Annotated in this window: 22 protein-coding genes and 1 pseudogene; 14 read left to right on the top strand and 9 right to left on the bottom strand. The window is 66.0% G+C overall.

All coding sequences use genetic code 11. The features are described from left to right. Positions 1-588 (top strand): annotated as a pseudogene (locus AC3IFE_RS26785) (SMP-30/gluconolaconase/LRE-like region family protein); the annotation flags it as partial. Positions 589-601: 13 nt separating this feature from the next. On the opposite strand, the gene AC3IFE_RS26780 reads toward AC3IFE_RS26785, so the two are convergent. Next, positions 602-2,770 (bottom strand): TonB-dependent siderophore receptor, encoded by a 2,169-nt coding sequence (locus AC3IFE_RS26780; protein WP_489193097.1) that lies wholly within the window; start codon positions 2,768-2,770, stop codon positions 602-604. A gap of 402 nt (positions 2,771-3,172) precedes the next feature. Here AC3IFE_RS26780 and AC3IFE_RS26775 point away from each other — a divergent pair, with 402 nt between their 5' ends. Then, entirely contained in the window at positions 3,173-3,619 is a 447-nt protein-coding gene (locus AC3IFE_RS26775; RefSeq protein WP_489193095.1) for a hypothetical protein, read from the top strand. A gap of 174 nt (positions 3,620-3,793) precedes the next feature. On the opposite strand, the gene AC3IFE_RS26770 is transcribed toward AC3IFE_RS26775, so the two are convergent. Then, entirely contained in the window at positions 3,794-4,759 is a 966-nt protein-coding gene (locus AC3IFE_RS26770) for a PDR/VanB family oxidoreductase (RefSeq protein WP_489193093.1), read from the bottom strand. After that, complete coding sequence (locus AC3IFE_RS26765; RefSeq protein ID WP_489193091.1) at positions 4,756-5,835, bottom strand: Rieske 2Fe-2S domain-containing protein; 1,080 nt, start codon at positions 5,833-5,835, stop codon at positions 4,756-4,758. Before AC3IFE_RS26765 ends, AC3IFE_RS26770 begins: the two co-directional genes overlap by 4 nt. 202 nt (positions 5,836-6,037) lie before the next feature. Between AC3IFE_RS26765 and AC3IFE_RS26760 the strand changes: the two genes are divergently transcribed. Then, complete coding sequence (locus AC3IFE_RS26760; RefSeq protein ID WP_489193089.1) at positions 6,038-6,526, top strand: MarR family winged helix-turn-helix transcriptional regulator; 489 nt, start codon at positions 6,038-6,040, stop codon at positions 6,524-6,526. A gap of 66 nt (positions 6,527-6,592) precedes the next feature. Here AC3IFE_RS26760 and AC3IFE_RS26755 read toward each other — a convergent pair whose 3' ends face one another. Further along, the gene (locus AC3IFE_RS26755) at positions 6,593-7,339 is read right to left on the bottom strand and encodes a TetR/AcrR family transcriptional regulator (RefSeq protein WP_489193087.1); all 747 of its coding nucleotides are present in this window, start codon (positions 7,337-7,339) and stop codon (positions 6,593-6,595) included. A 170-nt stretch (positions 7,340-7,509) separates the two neighbouring features. On the opposite strand from AC3IFE_RS26755, the gene AC3IFE_RS26750 reads away from it, so the two are divergent. The 11 genes from AC3IFE_RS26750 to AC3IFE_RS26700 all read left to right on the top strand — a co-directional run bounded on the left by AC3IFE_RS26750 (position 7,510) and on the right by AC3IFE_RS26700 (position 20,178). Then, complete coding sequence (locus tag AC3IFE_RS26750) at positions 7,510-8,691, top strand: isovaleryl-CoA dehydrogenase (protein ID WP_489193085.1); 1,182 nt, start codon at positions 7,510-7,512, stop codon at positions 8,689-8,691. Between the two features lie 31 nt (positions 8,692-8,722). Beyond that, positions 8,723-10,330 (top strand): carboxyl transferase domain-containing protein, encoded by a 1,608-nt coding sequence (locus AC3IFE_RS26745; protein WP_089470501.1) that lies wholly within the window; start codon positions 8,723-8,725, stop codon positions 10,328-10,330. 19 nt (positions 10,331-10,349) lie between these two features. Continuing rightward, a complete protein-coding gene (locus AC3IFE_RS26740) occupies positions 10,350-11,135 on the top strand; it encodes an enoyl-CoA hydratase/isomerase family protein (protein ID WP_489193083.1) in 786 nt (261 codons plus the stop codon). A 36-nt stretch (positions 11,136-11,171) separates the two neighbouring features. Further along, positions 11,172-13,172, top strand: a complete 2,001-nt coding sequence (locus AC3IFE_RS26735; RefSeq protein WP_489193081.1) for an acetyl/propionyl/methylcrotonyl-CoA carboxylase subunit alpha — start codon at positions 11,172-11,174, stop codon at positions 13,170-13,172. Positions 13,173-13,443: 271 nt separating this feature from the next. Further along, positions 13,444-13,875 (top strand): STM2901 family protein, encoded by a 432-nt coding sequence (locus AC3IFE_RS26730; protein WP_489193079.1) that lies wholly within the window; start codon positions 13,444-13,446, stop codon positions 13,873-13,875. Further along, positions 13,875-14,213 carry a DUF1493 family protein gene (locus AC3IFE_RS26725; protein ID WP_175874811.1) on the top strand — a complete coding sequence of 113 codons (339 nt, stop codon included), beginning with the start codon at positions 13,875-13,877 and terminating at the stop codon, positions 14,211-14,213. Before AC3IFE_RS26730 ends, AC3IFE_RS26725 begins: the two co-directional genes overlap by 1 nt. Positions 14,214-14,398: 185 nt before the next feature. Then, on the top strand, positions 14,399-14,602 hold the full coding sequence (locus tag AC3IFE_RS26720; RefSeq protein WP_489193077.1) for a hypothetical protein: 204 nt from the start codon (positions 14,399-14,401) through the stop codon (positions 14,600-14,602). Positions 14,603-14,644: 42 nt separating this feature from the next. Then, entirely contained in the window at positions 14,645-16,759 is a 2,115-nt protein-coding gene (locus tag AC3IFE_RS26715; RefSeq protein ID WP_489193075.1) for a phosphocholine-specific phospholipase C, read from the top strand. A gap of 205 nt (positions 16,760-16,964) precedes the next feature. Then, positions 16,965-18,107: a DUF2827 domain-containing protein gene (locus AC3IFE_RS26710; RefSeq protein WP_089470495.1), complete on the top strand. Its 1,143-nt coding sequence runs from the start codon at positions 16,965-16,967 to the stop codon at positions 18,105-18,107. A gap of 780 nt (positions 18,108-18,887) precedes the next feature. Beyond that, positions 18,888-19,691 (top strand): EAL domain-containing protein, encoded by an 804-nt coding sequence (locus AC3IFE_RS26705; protein ID WP_489193073.1) that lies wholly within the window; start codon positions 18,888-18,890, stop codon positions 19,689-19,691. Between the two features lie 70 nt (positions 19,692-19,761). Then, on the top strand, positions 19,762-20,178 hold the full coding sequence (locus AC3IFE_RS26700) for a hypothetical protein (protein WP_489193071.1): 417 nt from the start codon (positions 19,762-19,764) through the stop codon (positions 20,176-20,178). 24 nt (positions 20,179-20,202) lie between these two features. Here the strand turns inward: AC3IFE_RS26700 and AC3IFE_RS26695 are convergent, their stop codons facing one another. The 5 genes from AC3IFE_RS26695 to AC3IFE_RS26675 form a co-directional block, all read right to left on the bottom strand. Beyond that, entirely contained in the window at positions 20,203-21,339 is a 1,137-nt protein-coding gene (locus AC3IFE_RS26695) for a DUF2827 family protein (protein WP_489193069.1), read from the bottom strand. A 28-nt stretch (positions 21,340-21,367) separates the two neighbouring features. Beyond that, on the bottom strand, positions 21,368-22,522 hold the full coding sequence (locus AC3IFE_RS26690) for a DUF2827 domain-containing protein (protein WP_489193067.1): 1,155 nt from the start codon (positions 22,520-22,522) through the stop codon (positions 21,368-21,370). Between the two features lie 14 nt (positions 22,523-22,536). Beyond that, positions 22,537-23,682: a DUF2827 domain-containing protein gene (locus AC3IFE_RS26685; protein WP_489193065.1), complete on the bottom strand. Its 1,146-nt coding sequence runs from the start codon at positions 23,680-23,682 to the stop codon at positions 22,537-22,539. A gap of 386 nt (positions 23,683-24,068) precedes the next feature. Continuing rightward, positions 24,069-24,734 carry an OmpA family protein gene (locus AC3IFE_RS26680; protein WP_489193063.1) on the bottom strand — a complete coding sequence of 222 codons (666 nt, stop codon included), beginning with the start codon at positions 24,732-24,734 and terminating at the stop codon, positions 24,069-24,071. Positions 24,735-24,855: 121 nt separating this feature from the next. After that, the coding region (locus AC3IFE_RS26675; protein WP_489193061.1) for a YadA family autotransporter adhesin at positions 24,856-25,558 on the bottom strand (703 nt) is incomplete at its 5' end.

The raw sequence follows: 25,558 nt of genomic DNA, 5'->3' as shown, positions 1-25,558 counted from the left end.
CAGGTGACGGCCGGCTTCGACATCGACGGCAACGGCGACGTGTGGGCCGGACTGAACGGCTCCAACGTGATCACGCGCTACCCGATGACGGGCTTCGACGCGACCGGAAAGCCGTCGTGGGGCAAGCCGGTGACGACGGCCGTGCCGAGCAGCGTGGCGCCCGTGACGCGCATCCTCTATCAGGCCGACAGCGACACGATGATCCTCGCGCAGGGCCTCGCGGGCAACTGGGACTGGACCGCGATGAACGGGCACATCGAGGTCTATCGCGGCTGGAAGAACGGCAACACGAGCACGCCGAACCCGGTGATCAACCTGACGAGCGCGAACCCGAAATCGATCGCGGCGGCCGGCCACTACCTGTTCGTCGGCTATGTGCACACAGTGCCGAACATCGACATCTTCGACCTGAACACCGGTGCGCTCGTCGCGACGCTGACGAACTCGAACGCGTCGTCGATGGACGTCGGCAACGACGTCGACTCGATGTACGGCGTGCAGGCGTACCTGCGCTCGACCGGCGAATACGTGATCACGAAGGACAACTACAACGGCTCGAGCATCGTCGTGTATCGCTGGCGTCCGTGAGCGCGCGAGGGCGTCAGAACGATACCGTCGTCGTCAGCGTGACGAGCCGCGGCTCGCCGACCGCGACGATCAGGTTGCTGTTGCTCGACGGATAGTAGGTCTTGTCGAGCAGGTTCTTCACGTTGAGCTGGAAGCGGGTCGGGAACTTGCCGATCGTCGTTTCGTATGCGGCGAACGCATCGACGCTCACGTAGCCGGGCAGCGTGAAGCTGTTCGCGGTGTCGCCGGGCCGCGCGCCGACGAGCCGCGCGCCGCCGCCGAAGCGCCAGCGCCCGGGCAGATTCGCGATGGCCGTGTCGTACACCGCGAACACGCTGCCGGTGTGGCGCGCGACGTTGACGAGCGGCGTGTTGCTGTCGCGATCGTTCGCGTTCGTATACGCATAGCTGCCGATCACGCTCAGGTGGCGCGTGATCTGTCCGGCCACGTCGAGCTCGATCCCGCGCGAGCGCGCGGTGCCGATCGTCGACGTGATGTCGCCGACCGTGATCGCGACGTTGCGCTTGTCGATCTGGTAGACGGCGAGCGTGCCCGTGATCGCCGGTTTCAGGCTGAACTTCAGCCCGGCCTCGAGCACGCGGCCGTATTCCGGCGCGAGCGGCGCCGCGACGTTCGACGCGACGTTCGGCTTGAACGAGCGGCTCACGTTCGCGTAGGCGGTCAATGCCGGCGTCAACGCATACGCGAGCCCGAACTGCGGCAGCCAGACGCTGCCGCGCGAGCGGTCGGCGAACACGAACGGCCGGCCCATCCCCGATTCCTGTTGCCAGTTTTCCCAGCGCAGCCCGCCTACCGCGGTGAGGCGATCGGTGATCTTCACCGAGTCCTGCACGATCGTCGAGTACGCATGCACGACCGAGCGCGAATCGCTCTGCTTCGGATTCGGCACGCCGCCCGGCGCGAGCAGGCCGTATACGGGATCGTAGAGAGTGAAGCCCGTCGTCGCCTTGCCGCGGATCGTGTCGCCGCGGAAGCTGCGCTGCCGCTCGTATTCGCCGCCGACGTAGATCGCGTGTTGCATGCCCGCGAGCGTCACGTTGCCGAGCAGCCCGAGCGTCGCGATCTGGTCCGAATCGTTGCGCCCGAGGTTCGCATCGGACGAGCGCGTGAGCGTGCCGGTCTTGCTGTTGAACGCGGCGGCGCGGGTGAGGTATTGATCGTAGCGGTCGCGGCCCCAGCCGTAGGTCGCACGTACGCGCCATGCATCGGAGAAGCGGTGCTCGATGCGCGTACGCAGCGTTTCCTGGATGCCGCTGCTTTGCGACCACGCCTCCTCGTAGCGGCGATAGCGCAGCGCATCGTCGAGCTGGCCGTTGACGAGCACGGTGCCGCGGTCGAATGGCGTCGTGTAGTCGACGTACTGGTAGCTGACGTCGATCGACGTATTCGCGTCGTGCCACGACAGCGCGGGCGCGATCAGCGCGCTGCGTTCGCGGCCGAAGCTGCGCCAGTAGCGGCTCGTGTCGTATTCGCCGGTCAGCCGGAAGGCGAGCGTGCCGCCCGCGACCTGGCCGGGCTTGCCGAGCGGTCCCGTGAGATCGAATTGGGCGTTGCTGCCGCCGTGGTTCGTGCGCGACGCGGAGATCGAGCCGCCGAACGTGTCTTCCGGCTTGCGCGTGACGAGGTTGATCACGCCGCCCGGGTCCTGCATCCCGTACAGCAGCGAAGCGGGGCCCTTCAGCACTTCGACGCGATCGATCGTCGCGAGATAGCTGTGCAGCACCGGCGTGCGTACGCCGTCGACCAGTACCGAGCCGTCGTTGTTCGACCCGAAGCCGCGCTTGATGAACGCGTCGCGCGTGCCGCCGAGCGTGTTCGTCTGCGTGACGCCGCTGATGTTGCCGAGCACGTCGTCGAGCGAGCGCGCCTGCTGGTCCTGCATCACGCTGCTGCTGACCACCGCGACCGATTGCGGGATCTCCTTCAGCGGTCGGTCTTCGCCGCCCGCGATGCTCGTCGTGCGCGGCTGATAGCCGATCGTCGGATCGACGGTGGCCGATGCATTGACGCTGATCGCCGGGAGTTCGTGTTCGGCGGCGGTCGCCGGAGCCGGTGCGGGGGCAACGGGTTCGGCGCCGGCCGCATGCGCGCCGGTCGCGGCGCACAGGGTGAGCAGGGCAGGCAGGCGCGTGCGCCACGGACGCGAGGTCCGGACACGGCAGGGCGTTCGACGGGATGGCATGAATCGATGCGGGAAGAGGAAGGCGAAGGATCGTGGCGCGGGCCGCGACATTGCGGTGTGTACAGGACGCGCATGATATATGTAATGAGAACCATTTGCAATTGTAATGGGGTGATCGGGCAATGCCCGGCCGTCGGTTGCCGCGCTGTCGGTCGTCTGCTACCGTAGCGGCCAAAATCAGACGCAGTGAAATTCAACGAGAGAGCCGGGGGCCGCACCATGTCATCTTCCTGTCACGTCGCGCTCGGCGCGACGCCGCGCGCCGCGCACGACCGCGTGGGCGACGAAGTGATCGCAGCCGTGTACCGCCATTCGAACGATTAAAGCGACACAAGCGAATTCAACCGGCATCGCGCCGGGGCTTCGATCATTTCAACCACCACGCTGGACGGGAGACCACCTATGAAGAAGATTTCCGCGCCGTTCGCGGCGGCCGCGCTTGCGGCCTGCGCGCTGCTGGCGGGCGTTCACCAGGCCGCGTGTGCGGCTTCCAACGCCGAACCCGCGATCGACGCGCACTACGGCGCCATGATCGAGGCCTATACGCAGGACATGGCCGCCGCGAGGGCGAAGTACGACGGCAAGCGCGTCACGTTCGTCGGCGCGGTGATCCGGATGGGCAGCGACCCGGGCGGCACGTACTTCGGCGCGCTGACGGCCGACGGCGAGCAGTTCGACACGCATTTCGACGTGGCCGACCAAGAGGCGCTGAAGCCGAAATTTCCCGGCGGCGAGATCAAGCCGTTCGTTACGTCGGCGGCGTTCCGGTTCAGTTGCGTGAACGAAGGCTATGTCGATGCGCCGGTGCTGCCGGGGTTGAAGCTGTCGCATTGCCGGCTCGCCGATTGAGCCGCGCGATGGGCGCGCGCCGGCGTGCGATGGTCAGGCGGGGTCGGGTGGCAAGCACCCTCGATCGGTCGGCAATTCAGGTGTATTGACCGATGGGCGGCAGGATCGCCATCGATCGTCTCCATGATGGTGGCTGGCCGCCGCGGTCGGGCGGTCCATCTACCGTCTACCGATCTACAGATCGAGTACCAGCAGGTCGGTTCGCGATCGCGAGCAGCACGGCATGAACTGGTCGCCGGCCGCCTTTTCGTCGTCGGTCAGATACGCATCGCGATGATCGGGCTCGCCTTCGAGCACACGCGTCAGGCAGGTGCCGCACACGCCTTGTTCGCACGACGTCAGCACGTCGACGCCGTTCGCCGCCAGCGCCGCGATCACCGTGCATTCGGCCGGCACGTCGATCACCTTGCCGCTGCTCGCGATCCTGACCTGGAATGCACGATCCGCGCCGGACGTTGCCACCGCGCCGCCGAAGAATTCGTAGTGCAGCCGTGCGTCGGCCCAGTCGCGCTCGCGCGCGGCGTTCAGCACCGCATCCATGAAGCCGCGCGGGCCGCATACGTACAGATGCGTGCCGTCGGGCGCGCCGGCCAGCACGGCAGCCAGATCGAAGCGTTGCGCGGGATCGCCGTCGTCGACGTGGAAGCGGACGCGATCGCGAAACCCGGCCGCCTTGATGCGCTCGACGAAGGCCATGCGATCGGCCGAACGCGCGCAGTAATGCATGTCGAACGGGATGCCGGCCGAGCACAGCCGCTCCGCCATGCTCAGAACCGGCGTGACGCCGATCCCGCCGGCGAGCAACAGATGATGCGGCGCATCGGGCGCAAGCGGGAATTGATTGCGCGGCAGGCCGATCCGCACGGTATCGCCTTGCCGGACTTCGTCGTGAATCGCGCGCGACCCGCCGCGGCCGTCGGCCTCGCGCAGCACCGCGATCTGATAGCGATCGCGTTGTTCCGGGTGGTTGCACAGCGAGTACTGGCGCACGAGCCCGCCCGGCAGATGCACGTCGATATGCGCGCCGGCGTCGAAATGCGGCAAGGGCGAGCCGTCGTCGCTGACGAATTCGAAGCCGCAGATGTCGCGCGCTTCCTGCCACTTGCGCGCGACGCGCACCGTCAATGTCGCGTCGCTCATGACGCCTCCTTGACCTGCGCGACCGGAATCACGGGCCGCTGCGGGCTCGCGGCGTTTTCGGCGGCGAGCAGCCGGTCGATCACCTTGCGCGACAGCACGCCGCCGGCGTCGATGTTGAGCTTGAGGAGCGTGCGCTCGGGCCATTGCTCGAGATTGCGCTGCTGTCGCTCGAGCATCTCGAGATCTTCCGCGAAGATCTTGCCCTGGCCTTCGCGGATCTCGGCGGTCAGCGCGTCGTCGTCGGGCCGGAAGTGGCGCGCCATCCCCCAGAAGTACCAGATCGACGTGTCGGTCTCCGGTGTGATGAAGTCGACCACGATCGACGACGCCTTCTTGTTCGCCGGCGCGTCGTAGCCGCCGTGGCCCGCATGCGCGACGCCCACTTCGATCATCACGTGGCTCGGCGGCGTGAAGCGGCAGATCTGCCAGCGGTCGACCGGCACGTCGTCGGCGAGCCCGTTGCCGCGCAGCGCCATCCGCCAGAACGGCGGCGGCATCACGTTCTCCATGAAGCGGCTCGTGACGACTTCGTCGCCGTGGCTCGCCGTCTTCGGCGGCGCTTCGTCGATTTCCTTCTGGCCGATGCTCGACGCATGCACGTAGGTTTCGTGCGTGAGGTCCATCAGGTTGTCGATCATCAGCCGATAGTCGCAGCGGATGTGATACAGGCCGCCGCCGTGCGCCCAGGCCGGGTCCTCGGCCCACGCCAGCGCAGGCAGCTTGGCGGGATCGGCTGCGGACGCGTCGCCCGGCCAGACCCACACGAAGCCGTACCGCTCGACCGCCGGGAAGCTGCGAATCGCCGGAAACCCGCCGACGCGCTGGCCCGGCATGCCGGCCGTCTTGCCGTTGCAGCCCATTTCGAGCCCGTGATAGCCGCACACGAGCACGCCGTCGCGCACGAAGCCGAGCGACAGCGGCGCGCCGCGGTGCGGGCAGAAATCCTCGAGCGCGGCGACCTGGCCGTCCGCCGCGCGGTAGAACACCATCGATTCGTTGCAGATCTTGCGGCCCAGCGGCTTGCCGTCGATCTCGTCGGGCGTGCAGGCCACATACCAAGCGTTCTTCAGAAACATGTTCGTTGTCTCCTTTCGGGGCGGTGCCGCCGGGGATGCGGCCCGATCTTCATTCCGTGTACTGAATGAGATTCAGTGTACTCATTGATATGGGTCGGGACAAGGCGAGCGGTATACTGGTTTTCCCGGGAAATGGCGCGACGCGGCGCCATGCCGACGGTGCGCGCAACCGGTGCGCGCCGCCTATGTCATCGACTCATCCATGGAAAAAACGAATCCCGCCGACCTGCCGGCTTTCCCGATCGACTTGTACGACGAACCCGGGCACCTGATCCGGCGCGCGCACCAGATCGCGGTCGCGATGTTCTACGAGAAGCTGGGCCGGGACGTGACGCCCGTGCAATACGCGGTGCTGCGGATGCTCTACGAGAATCCGGGGCTCGACCAGGTGACGCTCGCGCAGCGCGTGGCGCTCGACACGTCGACCACCGCCGATCTCGCGGTTCGGCTCGAAGCGAAAGGATTGATCGTTCGCGAGGTGCTGCCGCGGCGTCAGCGGCGCCTGCTGTTGACGCCGGCGGGCGTCGCGCTGCTCACGCACCTGATGCCGTCGGTGAAGGAACTGCGTGCTGGCCTCTTCGACGGAATGGGCGACGACGATTCGCAGGAACTGATGCGGCTGTTGCGCAAGTTCGTGCATTTGAACAACGAGCAAAGCCGTGCGCCGCTGCGGGTCAGCGAGGATTCGTAGCGGCGGCGCGCCGTGAGCGACGGCGCAGGGGCTGCGGCGAGGCGGCCGCCGCGCTGCCCATCCGCGTCACGCGCGTGACGCTTGCCCTTCCAGCCGCCGCACGGCTTCGGCTACTTCGTTCCTGAAGCGCACCAGCGCGGCCTGCTCCGGCGCCGGCGGCTGCATGGCGGCCCACAGCATGTCGATCAACTGCGTGGCCGTCGTTTCCGTATCGAGCTTGCGGTGCCCGAGGATCGCATCCCACAGCACGTGCTCCATCGGCCCGAACACCATCGAGCGCAGCAGGCTCAGCGGCAGATCCGCGCGAACCTGCCCGGCCGCCTGGCCGCGCGCGAGCACGTCCATCAACGGCGCCGTGTAGCGGCGCTGCAGCGCGGTGAGCTCGTCGCTCAGCGCATGCTGCTTCGCGCGCCCCTCCGACAGCACCAGCGCGCACAGCCCCGTGCCGTTCACGAGCATCAGCCGCAGGTGGGTGCGCACGATGAACGCGAATTGCTGCTGCACCGATGCGTCCCGCGGCATCCCGTGCTCGAACGCGGCGATGATCTCGTCGTACCAGTCGGCGATCACGCGCGCGCACAGCTCGCGCTTGCCGCGGAAATAGCTGAACACCGTCGCCTCCGACACGCCCACGCGCTGCGCGATCTCGGCGGCCGTCGCATGCTCGTAACCCTTTTCGGCGAACACGTCACGGCCGGCGCGCAGGATGTCTTGCACGCGCTGCTGGGATTTGCGCCCGGCGGGGGCGCGCGGCGTGTCGGCGCGGTCGGCTTTGGCGGTGGCGGTCATGGTGTCGGCGGGAGCGGCTGTCATGCTCGCATCATATCTGAGTATCACTCAGAAAACTATTGACGCCGAACCCGGCGAGGCGCGAAACTGTGCAAAATTTCCGCTTTATTGGTCAATGAATGCCCGTATTCATTCGATTTGAGCAAAACTCAGAAATCGATGAGTGCGACACACTTTCTGGAGACGGAGGAGACATGATCAACCTGCCCGGCGTGCAATTCATGCTCGGTGAAGACATCGAGATGCTGCGCGACGCCGTCGCGACGTTTGCGGCGAAGGAAATCACGCCACGCGCGGCGGAGGTCGACCGCACCGACCAGTTCCCGATGGATCTGTGGAAGAAGTTCGGCGATCTCGGCGTGCTCGGCATGACCGTCTCCGAGGAATACGGCGGCGCGAACATGGGCTACACCGCGCACATGGTCGCGATGGAAGAGATCTCGCGCGCGTCGGCGTCGATCGGCCTGTCGTACGGTGCGCACTCGAACCTGTGCGTGAACCAGATCCATCGCAACGGTACGGAAGCGCAAAAGCGGAAGTACCTGCCGAAGCTCGTATCGGGCGAACACATCGGCGCGCTCGCGATGAGCGAGCCGAACGCCGGCTCCGATGTCGTCAGCATGAAGCTGCGCGCGGACAAGCGCGGCGACCGCTACGTGCTCAACGGCACGAAGATGTGGATCACCAACGGCCCCGACTGCGACACGCTCGTCGTCTACGCGAAGACGGACGTCGAAGCGAATGCGCGCGGCATCACCGCCTTCATCGTCGAGAAGGGGATGAAGGGCTTCTCGGTCGCGCAGAAGCTCGACAAGCTCGGCATGCGCGGCTCGCACACGGGCGAGCTGGTGTTCCAGGACGTCGAGGTGCCGGAAGAGAACATCCTCGGCCAGTTGAACGGCGGCGTGAAGGTGTTGATGAGCGGCCTCGACTACGAGCGCGCGGTGCTGTCGGGCGGCCCGACGGGCATCATGGCCGCGTGTCTCGACGCGGTGGTGCCCTACATCCACGATCGCAAGCAGTTCGGCCAGTCGATCGGCGAATTCCAGCTGATCCAGGGCAAGGTCGCCGATATGTACACCACGTTTCAGGCGTGCCGCGCGTACCTGTACGCAGTCGGCCGCCACCTCGACTCGGCGGGCAGCGACCACATTCGCCAGGTGCGCAAGGATTGCGCGGGCGTGATCCTCTACACGGCCGAGAAGGCGACGTGGATGGCCGGCGAGGCGATCCAGATCCTCGGCGGAAACGGCTACATCAACGAATACCCGGTCGGCCGTCTGTGGCGCGATGCGAAGCTGTACGAGATCGGCGCCGGCACGAGCGAGATCCGCCGGATGCTGATCGGCCGCGAGCTGTTCGCGGAAACGATGTAACGCCCCACGTCACGCGAACGGAGCCCCGTCGATGCCGATCATCGAATCGAAACTGAACCCGCGTTCGGAAGACTTCCGCGCGAATGCCGCGGCGCTCGAGGCGGTCGTCGCCGACCTGCGCGCGAAGATCGAACAGCTCGCGCAGGGCGGCGGCCAGGCCGCGCGCGACAAGCACCTGTCGCGCGGCAAGCTGCTGCCGCGCGACCGCATCGCGCAACTGCTCGATCCGGGCGCGCCGTTCCTCGAGTTCTCGCAGCTCGCCGCGAACGGCATGTACAACGACGACGCGCCGGGCGCGGGCGTCATCACCGGGATCGGCCGCATTGCCGGCCGCGAATGCGTGATCGTGTGCAACGACGCGACGGTCAAGGGCGGCACCTACTACCCGATCACCGTGAAGAAGCACGTGCGTGCGCAGGAAATCGCCGCGGAAAATCGGCTGCCGTGCGTGTACCTCGTCGATTCGGGCGGCGCGAACCTACCGAACCAGGACGACGTGTTTCCCGACCGCGACCACTTCGGCCGCATCTTCTTCAACCAGGCGACGATGTCGGCGGCGGGGATCGCGCAGATCGCCGTCGTGATGGGCTCGTGCACGGCCGGCGGCGCCTACGTGCCGGCGATGAGCGACGAGTCGATCATCGTGAAGGACCAGGGCACGATTTTCCTCGGCGGGCCGCCGCTCGTGAAGGCCGCGACCGGCGAGGAAGTGAGCGCCGAGGATCTCGGCGGCGGCGACGTGCATACGCGCCTGTCGGGCGTGGCCGACCATCTCGCGCAGAACGACGCGCATGCGCTGTCGATCGCACGCAACATCGTCGGTCACCTCGCACCGAAGATCGTGCCGCCCGTCGCGCTGCGCGAGCCGAAGCCGCCGCGCTACGACGCGAAGAGCCTGTACGGCGTGATTCCGGTCGATACGCGCAAGCCGTTCGACGTGCGCGAGGTGATCGCGCGCATCGTCGACGATTCGGAATTCGACGAATTCAAGGCGCGCTTCGGCACGACGCTCGTCACGGGCTTCGCGCACATCTGGGGCCATCCGGTCGGGATCGTCGCGAACAACGGCATCCTATTCTCCGAATCGGCCGTGAAGGGCGCGCATTTCATCGAGCTGTGCTGCCAGCGCAAGATCCCGCTCGTGTTCCTGCAGAACATCACGGGCTTCATGGTCGGGCGCAAGTACGAGAACGAAGGTATCGCGCGGCATGGCGCGAAGATGGTGACGGCCGTGTCGAACGCGAAGGTGCCGAAGTTCACGGTGATCATCGGCGGCTCGTTCGGCGCCGGCAATTACGGGATGTGCGGCCGCGCGTTCGGCCCGCGTTTCCTGTGGATGTGGCCGAATGCCCGGATCTCGGTGATGGGCGGCGAGCAGGCCGCGTCGGTGCTCGCGACCGTGCGCCGCGACGGCATCGAGGCGAAGGGCGGTTCGTGGTCGCCCGAGGAGGAGGATGCGTTCAAGCAGCCGATCCGCGACCAGTACGAGCGCCAGGGCCATCCGTATTACGCGAGCGCGCGGCTGTGGGACGACGGCGTGATCGATCCCGCGCAGACGCGCGACGTGCTCGGGCTCGGCCTCGCCGCGTCGATGAACGCGCCGATCGACGACACGCGCTTCGGCGTGTTCCGCATGTAACGCCCGGGAAAATCGATCGATGCGATACGAAACGATCAAGGTAAGCGCAGCCGGCCGCGTGGCGACCGTCACGCTCGCGCGTCCCGACGTGCGCAATGCGTTCAACGAGACGGCGATCGCCGAGCTGACCACCGCGTTCGAATGGCTCGATGCGCACGAAGGCGTGCGCGCGATCGTGCTCGCCGCGGAAGGCGCCGCGTTCTGCGCGGGCGCGGACCTGAACTGGATGAAGAAGATGGCCGGTTACTCGGACGACGAGAACCGTGCCGATGCGCGCAAGCTCGCGCGGATGCTCGAAGCGATCCATTGCTGCGGCAAGCCGGTGATCGCGCGCGTGCATGGCGACGCGTATGCGGGCGGCGTGGGCCTCGTCGCGGCGGCCGACATCGCGATCGCCGCGGACGGCGTGAAGTTCTGCCTGTCGGAAGCGCGGCTCGGGCTGATTCCCGCGACGATCGCGCCGTACGTCATCCGTGCGATGGGCGAGCGCGCGGCGCGGCGCTACTTCACGACGGCCGAAGTGTTCGACAGCGCGCGCGCCGCGTCGCTCGGCTTCATTCACGATGCCGTGCCGGCCGGCGCGCTCGACGAAACGGTCGCGAAGCTGGCCGCGACGCTCGTCGCGAACGGCCCCGATGCGGTGAGGGCGTGCAAGCGGCTCGTCGCCGACGTGGCCGGCCGCGCGCTCGACGCGACACTGATCGAGCAGACCGCCGACTGGATCGCGAAGACCCGCGCCGGCGCCGAAGCGCGCGAAGGGATCGCGTCCTTCCTCGAAAAGCGCACGCCGTCGTGGCGTGAATGATCGCGTGACCTCAACCTTCCGGACGACATCGAAGCCATGTTCGACAAGATTCTGATCGCCAACCGCGGCGAAATCGCGTGCCGCGTCGCCGCGACGTGCAAACGTCTCGGGATCGCGAGCGTCGCCGTCTATTCCGACGCGGATGCGAACGCGAAACACGTGGCCGCGTGCGACGAGGCCGTGCATATCGGCGGCTCGGCCGCGGCAGACAGCTACCTGCGCATCGAGCGCATCATCGAAGCCGCGCGCGCGACCGGCGCGCAGGCGATTCACCCCGGCTACGGCTTTCTGTCGGAGAACGAAGATTTCGCGCACGCGTGCGAAGAGGCCGGCATCGTGTTCATCGGGCCGCCGGTCGACGCGATCGCGGCGATGGGCTCGAAGGCTGCCGCGAAGGCGCTGATGCACGCGGCCGCCGTGCCGCTCGTGCCCGGCTATCATGGCGACGACCAGGATGCGGCCAACCTGCATCGCGAAGCCGACCAGATCGGCTACCCGGTGCTGCTGAAGGCGAGCGCGGGCGGCGGCGGCAAGGGGATGCGCGTGGTCGAGCGCTCCGGCGATTTCCCGGCGGCGCTCGCGTCGTGCCAGCGCGAAGCCGCGAGCAGCTTCGGCAACGACCGCGTGCTGATCGAGAAATACCTGACGCGCCCGCGCCACGTCGAAGTGCAGGTGTTCGGCGACACGCACGGCAATACCGTCTACCTGTTCGATCGCGACTGCTCGGTGCAGCGCCGTCACCAGAAGGTGCTCGAGGAAGCGCCGGCGCCCGGCCTGCACGAGGACGTGCGCCAGGCGATGGGCGAAGCGGCCGTCGCGGCCGCGCGCGCGGTGGGCTACGTCGGCGCGGGCACCGTCGAATTCATCATGACGGGCGAAGCGTTCTACTTCATGGAGATGAACACGCGCCTGCAGGTCGAGCATCCGGTGACCGAGATGGTCACGGGGCTCGATCTCGTCGAATGGCAATTGCGCGTCGCGTCGGGCGAACCGCTGCCGCTGAAGCAGGAGGAACTGCGCGTGCGCGGCCATGCGCTCGAGGCGCGCCTGTACGCGGAGAACCCCGCGCGCGGCTTCCTGCCGTCGACGGGTACGCTGAAACACCTGCGGTTGCCGGCAGGCGTCGAGTTCGACGTCGGTGCGGCGGTGCGTGTCGATAGCGGCGTGCGTGAAGGCGATGCGATCACGCCGTTCTACGACCCGATGATCGCGAAGCTGATCGTGCACGGCGCGGATCGCGCGGAAGCGCTGGGCCTGATGCTGCGTGCACTGCGCGCGTGCGAAGTGGTCGGCCTGCACACCAACGCCGCGTTCCTGCAGCGGATCGTCGCCTGCGAGCCGTTCGCGATCGCCGATCTCGACACAGGGCTGATCGAGCGCAACCACGATGCGCTGTTCGCGCCGCAACAGCCGCCGCGTGCGATGCTTGCGCTCGCATGTGCGGCACTGCTCGCACGCGAACGCGGCGGCGGCGCGCAGGAAGGCGCGTCGCCGTGGCGTTCGCTGCCGGATTGGCGGCTGAACGGCGGCTATCGCCGCACGCTCGAATGGCACGCGGTTGATCGCGAAGCGGACGTGACGGTCACGTACGAGGACGACGGCGCCGGCGCGCGCATCGCTGTGGGTGACGCGGCCGCCCAACCGTTCGCGTGGACGCGCGGCGCCACGCCGCTCGATTTCGACGTGACGCTGGGCGGCGTGCGCAGCAGCGGCCGCGTGTATGCGGACGGCGACACGTTCCACGTGTTCACGCAGGGCGCGGCCGAGACGTTCGAATGGCGCAACCTGCTTGCGCATGCGGGCGATGCGGAGCAGGGCGGCGGCCGCCTGACCGCGCCGATGCCCGGCAAGGTGATCGCGGTGCTGGTCGAGCCGGGGCAGAAGGTCGAAGCCGGCACGCCGCTGATCGTGATGGAAGCGATGAAGATGGAGCACACGATCGGCGCGCCGAGCGCGGGCGTCGTCGCGGAAGTGCTGTACGGCGTCGGCGATCAGGTGGCTGATGGCGCGCAGTTGCTGATGATGGCGGAAGGCTGAGTTGCATACGCGTGAGGGCCGTTACCGGCTCTCACGTATGGACCGTCGTGCCCCGTATTATTCGAGCGTCCCGGACGCTATCCGACTGTGAATACTTGATGTGCCTGCATCAGGACGACATTGCATTCTTGTGTCGCGACCGTCGCGCTCGTCGCGCATAGACAAAAACAAATAATCGCGTTCCTGCCCATGCTCGACATGGTTGCGTTAGCGTAATCGCCGGGATGTGCGGCCCAGTGTCCTGCGCAATGTAGCCGAGAGAAAGACTGAGATGGCGAACAAATATAAATACGGAATTCATATCGACCTTACCCCGCCAGAACTTTTCTGCCTGATTGTTATCGACGTGGCCTGTGATGAATTGGGTATCGATGATGCTGTCGGGATCGCAATGATTTTGTTAGGTCAGCGGTTCGTGCCGACCAGAGGGAAATTCGGCGGAGCGGTCAAGGGGACTTCGATCGCATCCAAGGTATCGAGAAAGGTGTTGCCCTATGAACTCAAGTACAAAATTCTGCCGACGGTAACGTCATTCGGGAGTCTCCTGCTGCTCAAGATCAAATTTACCCGGGAGCTCGGTGCCTTTGTCGGGCGGGCCGTACCGGTGGTCGGTTGGGTCATTACCGCTATCGATATATCGGTCATCATGTATCGCTCGACAGTCACGTACAATCGCTTGGTCAAGCAGGAGGATCGCTTTTAATGGACGGTCGTCTGATAGAGATGGTGCGGGATGAGGCCGATTCGCCACTATGGGGCGCGCTCGAGATTACCGAGGACACGGATCTCTGCATCGATCTTGAAATTTCCGACAGGGCCATGTTGAGATTGATGCGGAGATTTTCGGAAACGTTTGGTGTCGATATTTCTGATTTCGACATTGATTATTATTACCCTTCCCGGAAACTGGGAATGGGCCGATTCTTGATGACGGTATTCAGGTCGCCATTTAGTGCCGACGCCAGGGACAAAATACTGGAGCGTCCGCTCACCATCAAAATGATGGAGACGGCGATTGAAACCGGGCGGTGGACGATGTAACGGTTCGAAAAAGGGCCAGTCGATGGCGCACCTGTCATTTCCGCACCAACGCGGTGATCTGCATGCGCGTCGGCCCCTGTCGCGCGACACCATCGTGTAACACGTCGAACATAGCATCTCGGCGTCGATATGACCGGCGCGGGGTTCGCGTCCGCGTCACGTCATCATCCTCACGGAGAACCGTTATGCGAACGTCGGCCCTACGGCCTTTCGCGGTCGTCGGCCTGGTCGTGCTGACCGCCGTCCTCGGCGCCTGCAACGACGACCTGACCGCACCGGCCGCGCCCGTCGCGCAGCAGAAGGCCGCGTGCGGCGGCGCCGTGGTCGCCACCGCGCAGATGCGCTGCCCGCCGGGTTTCACCGCGCCTGCTTCGTCGCCCGCTTCCTGATACCGGCCGTTTCCACCAGAAATCCCATCAAGAGCAACCAGCATGGCCACTCATTCGCGACGCGATTTTCTGAAGTTCTCGGCCGGCCTCGCCGGCGCGACCGCCGCCACCGCACTGCTGCCGGAATCGATCCGCAAGGCGCTGGCGATCGAGCCGAACACCGTGACGGGCACGATCCAGGACGTGCAGCACATCGTCGTGTTCATGCAGGAGAACCGGTCGTTCGACCACTACCTCGGCCACCTGAGCGGCGTGCGCGGCTACAACGACCGTTTCCCGGTCACGCTGCCGAACGGCAAGCCGGTGTGGTTCCAGCCGCGCCAGGAAGACAAGTCGAGCGTGATCGCGCCGTTCCGCTACGACACGACCAACCCGGGCGTCAACGCGCAATGTATCGGCGGCCTGCCGCATACGTGGGCGACGACGCACGGCGCGATCGACAACGGCCGCGCGGACCAGTGGGCCGTGCAGAAGTCGAACATGACGATGGGCTATCACGTTCGCGACGACATCCCGTTCCACTACGCGCTCGCGGATGCGTTCACGGTGTGCGACAACTACTTCTGCTCGATCCCGGGCAACACGCACCCGAACCGCATGTACCTGATGACGGGCATGGTCGATCCGCTCGGCACGGGCGGCGGCCCGCTGCTCGACAACACCGACTACATCGACAATCAGTTCGACAAGGTCCAGCTGCCGCCCTTCAACTGGACGACCTACCCGGAACGCCTCGAAAAAGCCGGCATCTCGTGGCAGATCTATCAGCAGGGCACCGGGTTCGACAACTTCACCGGCAACTACGGCACGAACATGCTCGCGTGCTTCGACAACTTCGTGAACGCGCCGGCCGGTTCGTCGCTGCAGACGCGCGGGATGAGCACGCGTCCGATCACGCAGCTCAAGGCCGACGTGCAGGCGAACGCGCTGCCGCAGGTGTCGTGGCTGCTGCCGCCCGCCGCGTATTCCGAGCATCCGAAGTTCACGCCGTTATACGGCGCGTACTACCTGTCGACGATCCTCGATGCGCTGACGTCCAATCCGGACGTGTGGAGCAAGACCGTCCTGCTGATCATGTACGACGAGAACGACGGCTTCTTCGACCATGTGGTGCCGCCGTCGGCGCCGACGCTGCCCGGCTCGGGCATGAGCACCGTGGACGTATCGCTCGAGCGGCACAACGTCGTGACCGCGACGCAAGCCGGCACCTATACGGCCGACAACCTGCCGTACGGCCTCGGCCCGCGCGTGCCGATGTTCGTCGTGTCGCCGTGGTCGAAGGGCGGCTTCGTGTGCTCGCAGGTGTTCGATCACACGTCGGTGCTGCAATTCATCGAGAAGCGCTTCGGCGTGATGGAGACCAACATCTCGCCGTGGCGCCGCGCGATCTGCGGCGACCTAACGTCGGCGCTCGACTTCTCGAAATCGGATGCCACGCTGCCGACCCTGCCGAACACGCAGGCGTATGTCGCGCAGGCGGACCTGCAATGCTCGCGTGCGTCGTCCCAGACCGCGCCGGCCAGCACCGCGCAGCAGGTCGTGACCGCGCAGGAGCCCGGCACGCGGCCGGCGCGCGCGCTGCCGTACGAATTGCACGTCACCGGCCAGCTTCAGGCGCAAGGCTACGCGCTGACGTTCGCGAATACCGGCACGCAGGGCGCGCACTTCTGGGTCTATACGGGCGACCCCACCGCGATGCCGCGCCGCTATACGGTCGAAGCGGGCAAGCAACTGACCGATACGTGGGCGCTCGATGCGAACGGCAACTATCTGGTGAGCGTGTGGGGGCCGAACGGCTATTTCCGGCGCTTCGCGGGTTCGGCCGCCGCGGATGCCGCTGCCAAGCCTGAAATCACGCCGTGCTACGACACCGCGAACGGCGACGTTTACGTGACGATCGCCAATGCCGGCACCGGCCCGCTCACGGTCACGGCAACCGATGTCGCATACGGCGGCGCGGCACGCACGCTGACGGTCCCGGCCGGGCAGCGCGTCGAAGCGCACTGGGACCTGTCGTGCAGCAGCCATTGGTACGACCTGCAGTTCGCGGTGGCGGGCAATGCCGGCTGGACGCGCCGCATCGCGGGCCACGTCGAGACCGGCAAGCCGAGCATTACCGACCCGGCGGCTGTCGCGCCGACGATCGCGGCGATCTGACGACGGCAACCGATGCAAGGACGCGCCGGCCGGTTGCATCCGGCCGGCGGGCCGATTGGCACGGTCGGGCCGGCCGCTGACCATCCCTGACAGTGTGCGGCCGGCGCTCCGCTAGAATGCCGGATCGCCGCCGCTTGACGCGGGCGGCGCATCGCGCGCTACACTGCGCCGTGCCATCCCCGTTCAACCTTCCATCCCGCCGACGATGACGTCTCCTGTCCTGACCGGCCTGCGCATCGGTATCACGATCGGATTGCGTGCCCCCGACGAAAGCCTGTGGATCAACGGCATCAAGCAGAACGCGCTGTTCCTCGCGAAGCTGCTGATGGCGTCGCCGCACGGTTACCGCGTGACGCTGGTCAACACGACCGACGTGCCGCTGACCGACGCCCTGCCATGGGATCGCAGCGTATACGACACGCGCGCGTTCGCCGACATGAAGGACGCGCTCGACGTGGTGATCGAGCTCGGCGGGCAGATCGACGGCGAGCAGACGGCCTACCTGAAAGCGCGCGGCGCGAAGCTCGTCAGCTATTGCTGCGGTGTCGAGTACATCAACGCGATGGAGTCGATGCTGTTCGGCCGCCGGCTGTGGGATTCGCTGTTCATCAACCGCGGCTACGACGAGGTGTGGGCGATTCCGCAGATCGCGCCGTCGTCGCTGCCGTTCCTGCAGTCGCTGCGCCGCTGTCCGGGGCGTGTCGTGCCGTTCGTGTGGGATCCGATGTTCCTGACCGAGCGCGCGCAGTCGCTGCCCGAGCACGGCGAATACCGGCCGCGCAGCGAGCCTGGCAAGCGGCTCACGGTGATGGAGCCGAACCACAACGTCGTGAAGTTCTGCGTGTATCCGATGCTGATCATCGACGAGGCGTATCGCCGCGACCCCGACGCGATCTGCTTCGCGCACGTGACGAATGCCGATCGCCTCGCGCACGACAGCCCCGAGTTCGTGATGCTGATGAACTACCTGGACATCGTGCGCGCGGGCAAGGCAAGCTTCGTCGGGCGCTTCGATACGCCGCTGTTCCTGGCCGACCTGACCGATATCGTCGTGTCGCACCAATGGTCGAACCCGCTGAACTATTTCTATTTCGACGTGTGCTGGCAGGGTTATCCGCTCGTGCACAACGCGAGTCTCGCCCCCGATCTGGGCTACTACTATCCGGACAACGACGTGCAGCAGGGCGCCGATGCGCTGCTGCGCGCGCTGCATACGCACGACGACGACTGGCAAGCGTATGCGCGACGCCAGCGCGAGATCCTTCGCCGTTACACGTCGGCGAATCCGGCGCTCGTCGCCGAGTACGACGCGCTGCTCGCGAACCTGATCGGCGCGCCGGCGGCATAAGGCACGTTTCCTGCGGCGCACGTCCGTTGCGCTGCCGGCCACCGTCGGGTTTGTCCCGCCCTAATGTCTGACGAAATAGTGCCGTTAAAAAGAAACCGTCGAACCCGATCGGTTCGACGGTTTTCGAAGGCACGAAATTGACGGCTCCGAGGGAAGTCCGTCAAAAACAAGTTTATAGGTTAACCAGTTGGAATGATTGTTAAATATGTTTCAATTTATAATCTTCATATAATTGAAATTGGTATTATTAGTTAACCGGGGATCGGTTCGCGTTTGGAGTTTGATAATATCGTTTGAAACGTGAAAATTACGCGCTGCGAGGATCGAATGGCGTGCGGCGCAGGTGTCAACCGGGGAGGCGACATGCGCGGAGAGCGGCATTTCGCGCCGATATATCGGGCGCGGGCGGTCCTTCGCCGCATGATGGTTATCTGATCGATTGGCGGTGTCCGGATTCGCGCGAGAAGCAAATTCAGGGAAAGGCGATTTGGATAAAGCCGTCCGGACGAAAAAAGACAAGCGATTCGGATTCGAGGTTCTCGTCATTCGTGTTGTGTAACCTGTCGCACTGTCGGCATCGTGCGTGCATGGTGTATTTCAAGTAATCGAATATCGTAAAAATATCGAATTTGACGGCGCCGAAGCGACCAGTACGCTCCCCGGAAAAAATCGACATACAGGAAAGGCCGGGTAGGCGGTGGAGCGCGTCGAGGTTGGCACGTTCCGCCTGGGTGTTGAGGTCGAGCCGCGATCGCGGCTCGCCATTTGCCGGAGCGCCGGATGAATGCGGTCGAAGCTCGCCAGGAGGCGAATCGGAAAGCGAATTGCGACGAAATCGATCTCGTGTTCGGTGCGCGCGACGATCATCCCGACCTTGCGTCGGTACGCAGTTTCGTCGAAAGCCGGCTCGGATTCGCGCACGAGCCCGTGTGCCGCGCCGATCTGTCGGGTGGCGTGCTGTACGAGGAACGCCTGGCGCGGTTGAGGTGGGGCGAGCGCGATGCGCTGCCGCCGCTCGCCTTTCTGCCGCGCCTCGAATCGCTCGGCCTGATGCGCTGGTTCGACCGGCTGGTGGTGGCTCGCACGATCGACGCGCTGCGCGCCGATCCGGGCGCCGTGTACGGGTGCAACGTCACGGCGACAAGTGCGGTGGTGGACGACGCGTGGCTGGCGATATTCAGGCGGCTCGAGCGCGAGCCGTCGGTGGCGGTGCGGCTGGTGGTCGAGATCACGGAGACGGGGCCGCTGAACCCCGTCGCGGGCCGATCGTTCGTATACCGCTTCCGGCGGGCCGGATGCCGGATCGCGATCGACGATTTCGGTGTCGGTTTCAGTGCATTGAACAATCTGGTGGTCGGCAATCCCGACATCGTGAAGCTCGATCGCTCGATCCTGTCGATGATCAAGCGCAATGCGATCGGGCGCTACCAGTTCCGGCGGCTGATCGCGTTTGCGCATGAAGGTGCGCGGCACGTCGTCGTCGAAGGCGTGGAAAGCGAGACCGACCGGCAGATCATCGTGGATGCCGGCGTCACGTGGGCGCAGGGCATTCGCTTTTCATGGCGATCGCCGGCCGCCGCGTGATCGTAGGAACGGGCAGGACGGCGCGCGGCGTGCGCGTCGGGAGCGGGACGAATCGCAAAGGGGCGTGGGCATGGCGGAAACGAAAGCCGGAGGCGGAATGGGTACGCAGGTGGTCGATGCGCGCGAACTGGTCGCGATCGTCGAGTTGGCCGACATGCTGCGGCAACTGGGCGCCGAATCGGCCGATGCGCCGATCGACGTCGCCCCCTATCTGGACGGCCTGACACGCGTCGCACGCCGTATTCAGCGAATGATCCCGCTTGACGCGGGCGGCCGCGAACGGGCGGCCCGGCACTATTACGCGGGCGTCATCGCCGGCGCGTGCGGCGACGAGTCGGCGATCGCGCGCGGGGTATCCGACAGCCTCGTGCGGCAATCGGCCGACGCAGGCCGGTCGGCAGCCCGCTGTTTCGCGGTGCTCGCGCGCATCGGGCGGCGCCATGGTCGCGCGTTCGCCGCGCAAAGCGGCGATCGGGTGCTGGCGTAACGCAACCGGCGCGTGCGACGGCAATCAGCCGAGCGGGCGGCCGGCGAACAGGTGCTGGATCTGCGTGGAATAGGCGCGGACGTTGTGCTCGGCGAGCGTGTCGACCTGATGCAGGCAGCGGCGGGCGGCCGCCGCGTAGTCGTCGAGCCGTACGTCGTGCGTGCGCGCGGCGGTCGCAATCGCGTTCGCCGCATCGAAGATCTCGAAGTCCGGATAGTAGTAGCCGACGTCGCGCAGGAACGGCGAGTTGTGCACGAGCGGGTAGTTGCCGTATAGCGCGTCGTACAGCAGGTAGTTCAGGCCGTTTTCCCAGTGGTGCGACACGACGATGTCGGTGTGATGCGCCGCCCACGCGACGAACGGCGCGCGCACGTCGGCGGTGGCCTTGCCGTCGCACACCATCTCGAGCCCGAGCGCGAGATGCTTGAAGGCGACGTTTTCCTTCTTGTCGAACGTATTGGTCATGTACACGTGCTCGACGAGCTCCGGATGGTCGACGTAGCACGCGTTCGCGGCGAGCATCGGCACGATCGCGCTCTTCACGACGTTCAGGTTCGGCTCGAAGAACGCGATGCGCTTGGCCGGGCCGTGGTTGCGATAGCCGAAGCGCGCCTTCAGTTCGGGGTCCGCGTCGAGGCTGCGCTCGATGAAATACGGCGACCAGATATGCGGCAGCTCGATCACCGGCGCGCGGTACACGGCCTGGAAATATGCGGCGCACGTATGCATGTGCTGCGGATTGGTCCAGATCTCGTCGAACTGCACGCGGTGCGGGTTCGGCCGCCAGTCGTTCTTCTCGAAGTTGATCGTCTCGACCGCGATCACGTAGTCGTTGCCGAAGCGATACGACACGCATTTGCCGCCGCGCCGGCGCACGACGTCCGTGTGCGACGGATCGACGAACGCGTTCATCTCGATCAGCAGGTCGGTCTCGTGAACGACGGCCGACAGCGGCCGCAGCGCGGCGCCGAACGCGTCCATCATCAGTGCCTGCGGATACTCGGTGATGCCGTCGTCGTGCGCGAGCCAGACCTCGCCGATCAGCGGCGATTGCTTCAGCAGCATGTACAGGTACACGCAGTGCTGGTTCGCGCCGTTGTACCAGATCGACTGCGTCGCGTCGCGCTGCACGTTGATCGTTATCGCGACATTCAGTTTCATCGGATGCGCTCCGTGGGGCGAGGAACTGTCATGCGTCGCGATAGAGCATGGCGATCGCGTCCGTATAAGCCGCGACGTTCTCGGGGTTGTAGATGCTGACCGAATCGAGCACGTGCTTCGACTGCTCGCGATATGCGTCGAGGTTCGCGTCGTGCTCGGCGAACGCCTGCAGCAACGCGCGGCCGCCCGCCTGGCAGTCGAAATCCGGGTAGAAATACCCGGCCTTGCCGAGGAACGGCGAGTTATGGATCAGCGGATAGTCGCCGTACAGCAGTTCGTAATACAGATAGTTCTGCGCGTTCTCCCACGTGTGGGACACCACCGCTTCGCCGTACGCGGCCATGAACTCGTACACCGCATAGCGGCTTTCGAACGTCGTGATGCCGTGGTTCACGATGTCGAGGCTCTTCGCGAAGTGAATGAACGTCGCGTGCTCCTTCAGATGGATCGTGTTGCACACGCGCACGAATTCGATGCATGCCGGATTCGCGCGGTAGGCTTCCTCCGTGACCAGCATCGGAATGATGCTCGTCTTCACCATGCAGATGTTCGGCTCGAACATCGTCACGCGCCAGCGCGGCTTGCCCGGCTGATAACCAAACGTCAAACCGGCGCCGAGCGTCGCGCGCGCCTTGTCGAACAGCATCGGATGCCAGATGTGCGGGACGATCGTGACCGGTGCGCGCAGGCCTGTCTGGTAGTAGTGCAGGCACGAGCGCTCGAATTCGGGAATCGTCCACACCGCGTCGTACGGCGCGCCCGAGAACAGGAAGCCCGACGGCTTGTCGAACATCGCGCGTTCGATGTCGATCACGTAGTCGTTGCCGACCCGCATCGTGACGACCTTGCCGCCGCGCGCGCGGAACGCGCGCAGGTAGTCCGCGCCGAACTGCGCGCTCATTTCGATCAGCACGTCGCAGCGCTCGAGCGCTTCGTCCATCGACAGCAGCGGCACGTTCCACTCGCCGAGCATCATCTGCGGATCGGCGACCTGTTCGCCGCCGTTCACCATCACGGCATCCGCGACGAGCGGCGACTGACGCAGCAGCAGGATCAGCAGCAGGCAGTTCTGGAAAATGCCGTTTTCCCACAGCGACTGGCCGGCGCCGCGCACGAACAGCGACACGCCGACGACGAGACGCTTGCCCTCGCCGGGCGCTTGACGGGCATTGGAGTCCGACATGCGTATGCTCCGGTTCAGGCGACCAGACGCGAGACGAACGCGTCGAGGTTCGCGGGGTTGTCGATCGAGACCGAGTGCAGCAGCCGGTCGGCCTTCGCGCGGTAGTCGTCGAGGCGTTCGTCGTGATGCAGCCACGCTTCGAGCAGCGCGCGGCCGCCCGCGGCCGAGTCGAAGTCCGGGTAGTAATAGCCGGCGTCGCCGATCAGCGTCGAGTTGTGGATCAGCGGATAGCCGCCGTACAGCACGTCGTAATACAGATAGTTCTGCCCGTTTTCCCAGTGGTGCGACACGACCGCATCCGCGTGGCGCGCCATGAAACCCGGCAGGTCGACGCGCGGTTCGAAGGTCGCCTTGTGCTGGCGCACCAGATCGAGGCTGTTCGCGAAGTGCACGAAGGTCGGATGTTCCTTCATGTGCATCGAGTTGACGACGAACATGTGCTGCACCGCGTCAGGCCGCGCGCGGTAGAACGCGTCGCACGCGAGCATCGGGTAGTGACAGGACTTCGCGACCGAGATGTTCGGCTCGAGCATCGCGAGCTTCCACGGCCGCTGGCCGGGCCGATAGCCGAACGTCGCGCCTTCGTCGGCGAGCGCGGCCACGCGGCGCTCGAGGAAGTACGGCGACCAGATGTGCGGCATCAGATGGACGGGCGCACGCAGGATCGTCCGCAGCATCGGCGCGGCGGTCTTGTCGTATTGCGGCAGCAGCCACACTTCGTCGAACGGTGCGCCGTTGAACACGTGCCCCGACGGTTTCCCGAAGATCGGCGTTTCGCCCAGCCCTGCATACACGTGCCCGCAGAAGAACGCGGCGGTTTTCTTGCCGAGCGCCTTCATGTGCCGGAGCCATTCGACCGGCAACTGCGCGCCCATTTCGATCACGACGTCGAGTTCATGCGTGACGTCGGCGGGCTTCACGAGCGGGATGTCGAGGCCGTCGAGCTCGAGGCCGGCCGGCAGCGCGTGGGCGTCGCCGCCGTTCAGGAAATAGACGGGGCCGACCCGATCCGAGCGCTTGAGCATCATCGCGAGGAACGCGATGTTCTGGTGAATGCCGTTTTCCCAGATCGCCTGGCCGTCGCGCGCAAACAGCGAGATGCCGACCGCCGGCCGTTGCTTGCGGGTGCCGCCCGCGGCGGCTTCATTGATGTCCGTCACCGGTTGTTTCCTCTGCGGCGTCGTGCATCCGGCATCGCGTCGAGCGTCTGGCCGGCAGCGGCGCGCCGTGGATTGTCATGGTTGGATTCGCGCCGGTGAGCCGCGGTGCGCGAATCGGGCGACGAGATTCGCGAAGGCGGCAGCCCGGATTCCGGCGTGTCGTCGGGCACGCCTGGCACGGCGCGCGTCGGGCAGGCTGCCCCGGCGACTATGTGCGGCGATTGTGGCATGGAAACCGCCGGTTTTGGCGGCGCGTGACGAACTTTGACATAGCCGGCGGCCCACGGGAGCGGGCGCCGGCGAAGCGGCGCCCCGGGGCGGCGAAATTCCGGCGCGACGCGTGCGGCCTGCCGGATCGCGCGGCCGCATGAGCGGCCGCAGGCCGCTCAATGCTGCAGCCGGATTTCGACGCGACGGTTGCTGGCGCGGCCTTCCGGCGTCGCGTTGGAGGCGACCGGATCGGCCTTGCCGCGGCCCGAGACCGTGATCGAATCGGTCTTCAGCCCATGCGCCTTCAGATAGGCGGCGACCGATTCGGCGCGGCGCTTCGACAGGGCGAGATTGTAGTCGTCGCTGCCCACCGAGTCGGTGAAGCCGGTGACCGTCACCAGCGAGTACGTGCGGTCGGCGCGCTCGCTCAGCAGCCGGTCCAGCGATTCGCGCGCGGTCGGCGCGAGCGTCGCGTGATCGGTCGCGAACAGCGCGTCGCCCGACAGGTTCACGCGTTCGACGGCGGCGGCGGATGCGGGTGTGGCGGCCGAGGCCGCCTCGGCCGGCGCGGCGCCGCACTGGAAGACCAGCGTGGCCGGATCGGATGTGTCGCGCAGCGCGCGGGCCGAGTCGACGGCGCGCACGGGCTCGTCGCCGCAGATCTTGCGAGCAGCCTTCATGCAGGTCTGCGGGCCCGACAGCAGGCCGTGGCAGTCCACCTGGAAGGTGCGCACGCCGTCGCGCGGCTGCAGTTCGGAGGCGCTGAAGGTCGGGCCGGATGCGGTCGAGCACGCGGCGAGGGCCGTTGCGGAAAGCGCGAGCGCAAGAGCGAGTTTGTTCACGGTGACGTCCTTAAAACTTGGGTTGAGCGAAACCCGCCACGCGCGGCGCAGCGGGCTCGTCCTGCCGTCGGAGCCGCGGGCCGTCCGGCTGGCGAGCCGGACGGCCGGGCGGCGCGACGCGTTACTTCCACTGGTACAGCATGCCGGCGCCGATCACCTTCTGACCGCCGCTGAAGCCGCCGTTGATCGACGCCTTCAGGTTCTCCGTGATGCGCGCCTGCATGTTGACCGCCATCGCCTTCTGGCCGAGGAAGGTCGACGTGCCCACGCCCATCCCGAAGTTGGCGTCGCGATCGAGTTGCGGGATCGACGCCATCGCGCCGACGGCCGCGATCCCCTGCTTCGCCATCTGGTCGGTCTGCTGCAGTTGCGAACCCAGCGAGTTGATCTGTGCCTGCTGGCCCGACAGGGCCGTCGACAGCGTCGTCTGCACCTGCGTCAACTGGTTCACGTTCACCGCGTCGGTGCCCTGCGTACCCGGCGCGACGTTCGTGATCTGGCGCTGCTGCGTGTCGCTGCCGACCGATACCACGTTCGAGCGGCCACCGTCCGTCGAATTCGCGCCGATCGCCACCGAGTTCGAGCCGGCGGTGACGGTCGGGTGATCGTTGCCGGTGCCGTTCATGTCGGCCGCCACGCCGTTGTTGTTCACCGCGCGCGCCGTGTTGTTGTTGATCGTCGTCGACAGCTGGTTCAACTGGTTGTTGATGCTCGTCACGCCGGTCGACAGCGACGCCACGTTGCTGTTCGTCGTGCTCAGGCCGGTGGACAGCGAACCGATGCTCGTCGAGGTCGACGTCGACAGCGAGTTGACGTTGCTGTTC

The sequence above is a fragment of the Burkholderia sp. APQ4-4ca genome, assembly GCF_057837105.1.
The sequence above is the reverse complement of the archived record's forward strand: the minus strand, read 5'-3'. Positions and strand labels throughout refer to the sequence as shown.

What these genes read in the sequence shown, in the direction of transcription:
- AC3IFE_RS26740 (WP_489193083.1), top strand. Translation starts at nt 10,350, where the DNA reads ATGCGATACGAAACGATCAAGGTAAGCGCAGCCGGCCGCGTGGCGACC.
- AC3IFE_RS26705 (WP_489193073.1), top strand. Translation starts at nt 18,888, where the DNA reads ATGAATGCGGTCGAAGCTCGCCAGGAGGCGAATCGGAAAGCGAATTGC.
- AC3IFE_RS26770 (WP_489193093.1), bottom strand. Translation starts at nt 4,759, where the DNA reads ATGAGCGACGCGACATTGACGGTGCGCGTCGCGCGCAAGTGGCAGGAA.
- AC3IFE_RS26780 (WP_489193097.1), bottom strand. Translation starts at nt 2,770, where the DNA reads ATGCCATCCCGTCGAACGCCCTGCCGTGTCCGGACCTCGCGTCCGTGG.
- AC3IFE_RS26690 (WP_489193067.1), bottom strand. Translation starts at nt 22,522, where the DNA reads ATGTCGGACTCCAATGCCCGTCAAGCGCCCGGCGAGGGCAAGCGTCTC.
- AC3IFE_RS26710 (WP_089470495.1), top strand. Translation starts at nt 16,965, where the DNA reads ATGACGTCTCCTGTCCTGACCGGCCTGCGCATCGGTATCACGATCGGA.
- AC3IFE_RS26775 (WP_489193095.1), top strand. Translation starts at nt 3,173, where the DNA reads ATGAAGAAGATTTCCGCGCCGTTCGCGGCGGCCGCGCTTGCGGCCTGC.
- AC3IFE_RS26720 (WP_489193077.1), top strand. Translation starts at nt 14,399, where the DNA reads ATGCGAACGTCGGCCCTACGGCCTTTCGCGGTCGTCGGCCTGGTCGTG.
- AC3IFE_RS26755 (WP_489193087.1), bottom strand. Translation starts at nt 7,339, where the DNA reads ATGACAGCCGCTCCCGCCGACACCATGACCGCCACCGCCAAAGCCGAC.
- AC3IFE_RS26760 (WP_489193089.1), top strand. Translation starts at nt 6,038, where the DNA reads ATGGAAAAAACGAATCCCGCCGACCTGCCGGCTTTCCCGATCGACTTG.
- AC3IFE_RS26765 (WP_489193091.1), bottom strand. Translation starts at nt 5,835, where the DNA reads ATGTTTCTGAAGAACGCTTGGTATGTGGCCTGCACGCCCGACGAGATC.
- AC3IFE_RS26745 (WP_089470501.1), top strand. Translation starts at nt 8,723, where the DNA reads ATGCCGATCATCGAATCGAAACTGAACCCGCGTTCGGAAGACTTCCGC.
- AC3IFE_RS26715 (WP_489193075.1), top strand. Translation starts at nt 14,645, where the DNA reads ATGGCCACTCATTCGCGACGCGATTTTCTGAAGTTCTCGGCCGGCCTC.
- AC3IFE_RS26730 (WP_489193079.1), top strand. Translation starts at nt 13,444, where the DNA reads ATGGCGAACAAATATAAATACGGAATTCATATCGACCTTACCCCGCCA.
- AC3IFE_RS26695 (WP_489193069.1), bottom strand. Translation starts at nt 21,339, where the DNA reads ATGAAACTGAATGTCGCGATAACGATCAACGTGCAGCGCGACGCGACG.
- AC3IFE_RS26725 (WP_175874811.1), top strand. Translation starts at nt 13,875, where the DNA reads ATGGACGGTCGTCTGATAGAGATGGTGCGGGATGAGGCCGATTCGCCA.
- AC3IFE_RS26700 (WP_489193071.1), top strand. Translation starts at nt 19,762, where the DNA reads ATGGCGGAAACGAAAGCCGGAGGCGGAATGGGTACGCAGGTGGTCGAT.
- AC3IFE_RS26735 (WP_489193081.1), top strand. Translation starts at nt 11,172, where the DNA reads ATGTTCGACAAGATTCTGATCGCCAACCGCGGCGAAATCGCGTGCCGC.
- AC3IFE_RS26750 (WP_489193085.1), top strand. Translation starts at nt 7,510, where the DNA reads ATGATCAACCTGCCCGGCGTGCAATTCATGCTCGGTGAAGACATCGAG.